6 protein-coding genes, 1 rRNA gene and 2 riboswitches are annotated in these 8,353 nt (G+C 37.9%); all 7 genes read right to left on the bottom strand.

Annotated elements, in window-relative coordinates:
- Positions 1 to 75, bottom strand: a 16S ribosomal RNA gene (locus BMZ04_RS17580); the annotation flags it as partial.
- A 423-nt stretch (positions 76 to 498) separates the two neighbouring features.
- Positions 499 to 1,830, bottom strand: coding sequence for an NCS2 family permease (locus tag BMZ04_RS17575; RefSeq protein ID WP_093274606.1), 1,332 nt, complete (start codon positions 1,828 to 1,830; stop codon positions 499 to 501).
- Positions 1,808 to 1,942, bottom strand: coding sequence for a hypothetical protein (locus BMZ04_RS22950; protein ID WP_255367996.1), 135 nt, complete (start codon positions 1,940 to 1,942; stop codon positions 1,808 to 1,810). The genes BMZ04_RS17575 and BMZ04_RS22950 overlap by 23 nt, the downstream gene beginning before the upstream one ends.
- Positions 1,925 to 2,026, bottom strand: a riboswitch (purine riboswitch). (Overlaps the previous gene by 18 nt.)
- Before the next feature lie 85 nt (positions 2,027 to 2,111).
- Positions 2,112 to 3,665, bottom strand: coding sequence for a glutamine-hydrolyzing GMP synthase (guaA, locus tag BMZ04_RS17570; protein ID WP_093274603.1), 1,554 nt, complete (start codon positions 3,663 to 3,665; stop codon positions 2,112 to 2,114).
- A 131-nt stretch (positions 3,666 to 3,796) separates the two neighbouring features.
- Positions 3,797 to 3,898: riboswitch (purine riboswitch) on the bottom strand.
- 34 nt (positions 3,899 to 3,932) lie between these two features.
- Entirely contained in the window at positions 3,933 to 6,116 is a 2,184-nt protein-coding gene (locus tag BMZ04_RS17565; protein ID WP_093274600.1) for a transglutaminase-like domain-containing protein, read from the bottom strand.
- Positions 6,113 to 7,318: a DUF58 domain-containing protein gene (locus BMZ04_RS17560; protein ID WP_093274597.1), complete on the bottom strand. Its 1,206-nt coding sequence runs from the start codon at positions 7,316 to 7,318 to the stop codon at positions 6,113 to 6,115. Before BMZ04_RS17560 ends, BMZ04_RS17565 begins: the two co-directional genes overlap by 4 nt.
- Positions 7,315 to 8,265 carry an AAA family ATPase gene (locus tag BMZ04_RS17555; protein WP_093274592.1) on the bottom strand — a complete coding sequence of 317 codons (951 nt, stop codon included), beginning with the start codon at positions 8,263 to 8,265 and terminating at the stop codon, positions 7,315 to 7,317. Before BMZ04_RS17555 ends, BMZ04_RS17560 begins: the two co-directional genes overlap by 4 nt.
- Between the last annotated feature and the right edge of the window lie 88 nt (positions 8,266 to 8,353).

Raw genomic sequence — 8,353 nt, 5'->3', positions numbered from 1 at the left:
CATCATTCGCTCGACTTGCATGTATTAGGCACGCCGCCAGCGTTCGTCCTGAGCCAGGATCAAACTCTCCATAATAGAGAACTTAAAAAGCTCATGTTGTTTTGCTGGCATCATCATTAAATGATGTCAAAATTGTTTTGCTATCAGACTAACCGAAGTTAATCTTTCAAGCTATATTTCTTAACGTTTTGCATGTTCAGTTTTCAATGTTCATGTTGTTTATTTTGTCGTTTTGTTTTGGCGACCTCTGTATCTTAACACCCTTTTCAACAATTCGTCAACACATTATTCGACAAAATGTTGTAAAAAGATAATAACATTTTATTCAGATAAGTGCAACTAATAACTAGATATAGTTTTAATAGCACTGGAACCCTCACCTTATCTACTTCTAACACATATTACGTTACTTCATTCTTTCGCTACTATTCTCATTCTATCTACATTTTTTACAATATAAAAAGAGAGACACTAGGCCTCTCTTTTCATTATGTCCTATTATAAGAAAATAAAGTAACAAACAAATATAACCCACAAGCCATACATTATCGGATGCACTTCTTTTATTCGCCCCGCTACAATCATCGTAATTGGATAAAAGATAAACCCGATCGCGATTCCAGTTGCAATAGAATAAGTTAACGGCATTGCAATGATAACGAAGAACGCTGGTACCGCAATTTCGAATTTAGTCCATTGAATATTTCCTAAAGAAGATACCATCAATACCCCAACAATAATTAATGCCGGTGCGGTTACATAAGTAGTAATTACACTTAATATAGGATAGAAGAATAATGCTAACAGGAATAATACCCCTGTCACTACTGCTGCAAAACCTGAACGCGCGCCCGCTGCAACACCAGCACTAGATTCTACATACGACGTTGTTGTAGACGTACCAGCCACTGCTCCCGCAGTTGTAGCGATTGCGTCTGCAAGTAGCGCTTTACCTGCACGTGGTAGTTTACCTTCTTTCATTAATCCAGCTTGGTTCGCTACAGAAATTAATGTTCCTGCAGTATCAAAGAAGTTAACGAACAAGAAAGTTAGTACAACAATTAAAAATTGAGTACTTAATAAAGATGATCGATCATTAAAAATTGGTTCCAATGCTGCTCCAAAAGTTGGTCCCACGCTCGGAATACTACTTACTACCCCACTTGGAATTGGTACTAAGCTAAAGACCATCCCTACGATAGCTGTAATTAACATACCGTAGAAAATTCCACCTTTAACACCTCTGACCATCATAATAACTGTAATTACAAGACCGAAAATTGTTAACAGGATGTTCGGATCTGTTAGGTCTCCTAAAGCTACAATTACCGAATCACTACTAACGATAATCTTAGAGTTTTGTAATCCGACGAATGTAATAAATAAACCAATTCCTGCACCAACCGCGTATTTTAACTCGGCAGGAATCGCATTAATAATCGTTTCGCGAATACCGGATAGTGAAAGAAGGATAAAAATAACACCTGCAACAAAAACACCAGTTAAAGCTACTTGCCATGGAATCCCAAACTCCAATACAACTGTAAAGGCAAAGAATGCATTAAGTCCCATACCCGGAGCAAGTGCAATCGGATATTTTGCTAGAACCCCCATTAGGATAGAACCGATAGCAGCTGCAATTGCGGTTGCTGTAAATACCGCTCCTTTATCCATATACATGAAATCTGGTAAACCTTCTACTGTTTCAAGCGACAAAATCATTGGGTTTACTACTAGAATATAAGCCATTGCTAAGAAAGTTGTTAAACCACCAATAATTTCACTTCGATAGTTTGTACCCAACTCTTCAAATTTGAAATATTTTTTCATGTGATCCTCCATTTTTTGTCCGTATAAACAAAAAGAAAAGCATACGACCAGTATTGACACGGTCGTATGCTTTAATATCTCTAATAAGCGAAAGAAAAATAGTTCCACTCATCGTAGTCGAATCATTTACGGTGATTCGGTAGAGACTTTTGGGCCTTATTCCCAACGTTATACGACAACATAATTAAATTACATTAGTAATATAACATTGTATTTTTTGAAAATCAATAATAAATCCGAACGTTTTTCGTGTTTACCATAAAATAGTTCGCTTTTTATACTTATTCCCACTCAATAGTAGCTGGTGGTTTACTCGTTACATCATACACTACGCGGTTAATATGAGGCACTTCATTTACCAGACGTACGCTTACTCTTTCTAGAACATCCCAAGGGATACGTGCCCAGTCAGAAGTCATTCCGTCAATAGAAGTAACTGCGCGGATACCGATTGCGTAGTCATACGTACGAGCGTCACCCATTACTCCAACGCTACGGATGTCTGGAAGTACAGTGAAGTACTGCCAAATATCGCGATCAAGTCCAGCTTTTGCAATTTCCTCACGAAGAATTGCATCTGATTCACGAACGATTTCTAACTTTTCTTCTGTTATTTCACCAAGAACGCGAATACCTAATCCCGGACCTGGGAAAGGTTGACGCCAAACGATTGCTTCATCAAGACCAAGCTCTAAACCAAGTGCACGCACTTCGTCTTTAAACAATGTTTTTAATGGTTCGATTAACTTGAACTGCATATCTTCAGGCAGTCCACCTACATTATGGTGAGATTTAATTGTTTGAGCTGTTGCAGTACCTGATTCAATAATATCCGTGTAAAGCGTACCTTGAGCTAAGAAATCCATACCGTCTAACTTAGAAGCTTCTTCATCAAATACGTAGATGAATTCATTACCGATAATTTTACGTTTCTTTTCAGGATCAGAAACTCCTGCAAGTTTATTCATAAAACGCTCACGAGCATCAATTTTGATCACTTTCATATTAAAACCTTCAGTAAAAGTCTTCATAACTTGTTCAACCTCACCTTTTCGGTTTAGGTTGTGATCAACGAACATACAAGTTAATTGATCTCCAATTGCTTTATGGATTAGAACAGCAACAACTGAGGAATCTACTCCACCACTAAGTGCACATAGGACCTTTTTGTCGCCAACTTCAGCACGAATTTTTTCTATTTCCATTTCAACAAAGCTTTCCATTGTCCAGTCGCCTTTAGCATGACAAATATCGAATACGAATTGACGGAGTAAATCAATTCCGTAAATAGAATGTCTTACTTCTGGGTGGAATTGAACTGCATAAAAATTCTTCGATTCATTTGCCATTGCAGCAACTTCACAAGAAGGGCTCGTTGCAATCACTTCAAATCCTTCTGGAGCTAATGTTACATGATCACCATGACTCATCCAAACAACTTGTTTTGCAGGAAGTTGTCCAAATAAAGCCGTTGCATTTTTTACGTCAATTTCCGCTTTACCATATTCTCTATGAGAAGCTTTTTCCACTTTCCCACCGAAATGTTGCGACATCAATTGCATCCCGTAACAAATACCTAAGATAGGAACACCAATTTCATAGATGCTTGGGTCAATATGAAATGCATTTTCATCATATACAGAGTTCGGACCACCAGAGAAAATAATTCCCGTAGCATTCATCTTCTTTAAATCTTCCGCTGTTACTGTATGTGGGTGCAACTCACTGTACACTCCAAACTCACGAATACGACGCGTAATTAGTTGGTTATATTGACTACCAAAATCTAATACGACAATTTTTTCTTGTTCTTTCAGCAATGGAGTTGAAGACATTAGCATCCACCTTTTCTATATTAGTGATCCAAGTGCGCTATCTAGAATAAAAAAACGCGTAAGAAAGCAAACCTCTTCCTACGCGTTTATGTTCTCTATTTCAAAAAGGTGAATGCAAATGTCAAAAAAGACATGGTTGCATTCACCTTCATAGTCAAGTTATTAACGGTAACTTGGTAGAGACATCCGAACCATATTATCGGACATATACGAGGGCAACTTGGTCAATTTAATTTGACTTTAGTTTACAGCTTGTGGCGTGTAAAATCAACCGCTTAGCTGATTGATTAAATTTTCCCAACTTTCTCGCATCAATACATAGTCAACCTCTATTTTGTTGCCACCGTAAAATCCTTTTTCGTATACACTTGTAAGTTTTTTCATATGGTTGCCATTAAAATATCCATCAATCTGTGTGGCGTAATCTGTTAACGTTTGCCCTTGTTCTTTCACATACCCGTAAGAATGAAGCTGTTTAAGTAACTGATGATACATTTTTTCAAACGTATCCCAATCATTTTTTCTTGCGCGATATACAGGGATTAGCATTTTCGACAACCATTTTCGTCTAAAGCGATAAGCAAGCAAGCCGATAAATGCTAGTCCGATAATTGACCATATAAAAGCAGCTTTTCGGTCCAACACCCACTTTACACTTCTAGTCATCACTTCCGTTAGCCTTTCGGAAACTTCTGCACTTTCTGTCTCCGGCTTTGGTTTTTTAGGAGTTGGTGTTGGTGTCTGCTCTGGAGCTTCCAACTCATCCGTTTGAATGTCTAAATCATAGTTTAAGTTTGCACTATTGGAAAATCCGATTGTAGGTTCGAAAGTCATCCAGCCTATATTCGGAAAATATGCCTCAACCCATGAATGGGCATTATTATTCGTTATTTCATAAACAGGAACACTGTCTTCTCTTTGTACAATCTCCCCTGGTGCAAATCCTTTTACCCAACGCGCTGGGATTCCTTCTGAACGAAGCAAAACAACCATTGAAGTTGAAAAGTTATCACAATACCCTACCTTCGTGTCAAATAAAAACTGATCGACGTAATCCATATCCCCTTCCGGAATCGCGGCTAATTGTTGATCATAGCGAAAACCATTTTGTCTGAAGTATCGTTCAATGGATTTCGCTTTCTCATATAAGCTTTCGTCCCCATCCGTAATAGAGGTAGCTAACTCTCTCACTCTCGTAGGCAGAGTTTCTGGTAGTTGTAAATATCGATCAAACTCACTTGTTAGACTATCTAAACTTTCTATTTTGGTATTTCGAAGCGCCTTTAAACTATATACAGGCTCACTATAGGCAACATCATAGTTTGTAATGGGCACGGTGCTACCACCATTGAACGTAGTGAGCTTTTGATTGGATTCACTCCACGAAAGAGTGAATGGTTCTAACGCATCCACCCGCTTAATACCATAAGGCTGCATAACAAAAGGATATTCCTGTAGCATGGAAATACTTGCAATCGCCGTTCTTTCTTCCTCACCGGGTGTAATGTCTGATTGAATTAGTTCCCCTACATTATAGCTACTAACTTGTGATTCTGTATTAGATTGAATCCATCCTTTAGATGTATACGTGTCTTTTGTTTCAATCTTCCAATATTGTTTGGTCGGTACAGCTGCTGTAAATACAGGTGTGTCATCTTGGACAAATGCTCCGCCTAAATTTTCATCATTCTCACCATACCCTACTTTACGATGTACCCCGCTCCCGCCTTCTCCACTAGAAGTAGATGATTTTGCAGAAGTGAAAAACGGTACTGGATCTGGCCAACTCGGTCCAGCTTTCGGTAAAATAAATGCCAATGTTCCACTAATGACAAGTATTCCAACTAAACTTCCTACACCGCCAAGCAAAAGAGGTGCTTTTACTTGTTCTTTATTTTCAATTCCAATTTTCTGAACATATAACAATCCCATCCCGATAAACCCGGATACTAATGCAATCACAATACTTTTTTCCCCATTATACGGACTAAAAGTATCTAAGATAGTTATAAATAAAATCGTAAGAATAAAAAATAATAGTATATTTTTTCTAACACGAATCCAATAATTTAATAAATACGTAGTCATCCATAGCAGTAAAAAAAACAAAAACGTCCGGAAAGGATTCGTTACTTCTAACCATTCACGTGTAATTAATGCGGCTAAATTCACGCGAAGGGCTTCTATCAAATATGAAAATGCATCCAAAGAGAAAAACGACAAATCAGTGTAGATCGAAATGATAACCCAACCAATAAAAAGTAGTTTTAACGGGGCCGCATAATACCATCTCAATCTCACAAAGTAAAATAAAAATGAGAGCAATAAGTATGAACTAAATAAATATAAATGATCTGTATCAGTTAGCTCAATAACCGGTTTTAACCATTCAACCATTAAAATAAACACAAAAAAATAAATGGAAAAAGATAACACTGCTTTTTTACTCATGAACGAGTCACCTCCATAAACGCTTGGGCAAAACGATCTTTCGTAATAGTATGGACCCGAATTCCCCTACTTGATGCAAACTGATGCATGACTTGTTCCTCTTTCAGTAACTTTCCATCTTTTTGTTTGACTACAAAGCATGTACAAACACGTAAGTTACTTGCCGTTTTTTGAACACTATCTATCCATTCATATGTAAGATTACTTGTAACATATAAAAGAGATGTTGCTTGTACTAATGCCCCGTCATGTAGAATTACTTGTTCGATTGGCTTTGTTAAATCCGGTTGAACTTTCGTTAAATGATACATTGCTCGCTGCAAATGTGTTTCATTTTGAACTGTTGGGATAAAAAAACGATTTTCCCCTAAAGACAAAAATGCACTGGATGCCTGATGACGCACGATTGATTGTAAAATAGAAGCGGTTAGATCGACTATTTCTTCAAAAAAGGCAGTAGGTGTACGGTCTATTAATACGAATAAATCTTGGGATTGACGATCTTCAAACTCTTTCGTTTTGAGCGTTTGCGTTCTGGCGAAGGACTTCCAGTGAATCCAAGAAACCCGGTCACCAGGTTGATAAGATCTTACGCCTGTTGCCATGGAAGTGTCTTTCATCGTTTGAATTCTAGATGCGGCTGCACCTTGGTCGTATCGCGTTTCGATTGGTACATATACCATTTCCGTTACGTTCGGAAAGACAAGTATAGTTTTGGGGTTTGGAATAAATGCCTCTTTCTTTACCCACCCAAATAAATCGCTCACTTGAACTGTAAGCCCCTCTAGTACATGCTCACCCCGAGGAATATGATCTATTTCATAAGTCCAAGTAAATTCCTTTTTCATACCCCAAAAAATCATTCGTTTCCATGAAGTGATGCTCGTCAAAGTGGGACTAACTTTTTCTTCAAACTTTACATACATAAGCGGAAAATGATTATTTCGTTTGACATAAACGGTTGCCGAAAATTTCCCACCACTATAAACATTTCGAGTACCGATTGTTCTATTAACCTCCAACTTTGAAAGTGGATAAAAAAATAGAAGTATAGAATAAATGGACAGAGGGATTAATAAGTAAAATAAAAACCAACTAACAAATCCCCCTTGAAACATTGAATAAACAAACGTTACGATTAGAAGAAACGTAATACCAACCAAACCCTTTAACGGTCTTAATCGATTAAATCGCTGTTTCATTGACTTACTTTCCTCTTATATGGGACCGGTGTTCGCTTAATAATTCGAGTCAATACTTCCTCTGTGGAAATCCCGTCATATCTAGCTTCTGGTCTGAGGATGACACGATGCCCGAAAACAAAGGGAGTTAAATATTGAATATCATCTGGTATAACGAAATCCCTTCCTTGAAGCATCGCATAACTTTGAGCGGCTCTCATCAACGCTATAGAAGCTCTCGGACTAACTCCTAGGTAAATATACGTATCTAGTCTTGTTCGATTGGCAAGATCGACAATATACCCTTTCATCGTCTGATCAACTTTCACCATTTTCACTTGTTTTTGTAAATTTATTAATTGTTCCAAAGTAATAACAGAATCTATATGCTCAATCGGCGATAATTTTTCTACCCGATCAAGGATTTCCAATTCTTCACTCGGATGCGGATACCCCATTTTTAGTTTCATTAAAAATCGGTCTAGCTGCGCCTCTGGCAATGGGTATGTTCCTTCATGCTCAATTGGATTTTGTGTAGCCATGACGAAAAACGGCTTAGGTATTGGCATTGTAATCCCATCAATTGTGACGGATGCTTCTTCCATTCCTTCTAAGAGTGCGGATTGTGTCTTAGGTGAAGTACGATTTATTTCATCTGCTAGTACGATATTCCCCATAATTGGTCCTGCCCTAAATTCAAATTCCATTTCTTTTGGATTGTAAATGGAAACTCCCAGTACATCTGATGGCAACAAATCAGGCGTAAATTGGATCCGCTTAAAATCAGCACCGATAGATTTGGCAAGTGCACGAACCATCATTGTTTTTCCAACACCCGGTACATCTTCTAGAAGCACGTGCCCTTCAGCAAGGAGTGCTATTACTGCAAGCTCTGCAATATTTTTCTTACCAATCATCACTTTTCCTATATTTGTAATAATAGATTGAATTTGCAATTGTTCCATCATTTTTTCTCCCCCGGTATCTACTAATCAATAACGCCTCGGCGTAATTGCGTCCAAATTTCGAATTGCGCTTGAGCCCTACAGGATGTAA

The sequence above is a fragment of the Psychrobacillus sp. OK032 genome (assembly GCF_900111345.1).
Taxonomy (GTDB): domain Bacteria; phylum Bacillota; class Bacilli; order Bacillales_A; family Planococcaceae; genus Psychrobacillus.
This window is presented reverse-complemented; position numbering and strand designations above follow the sequence as displayed.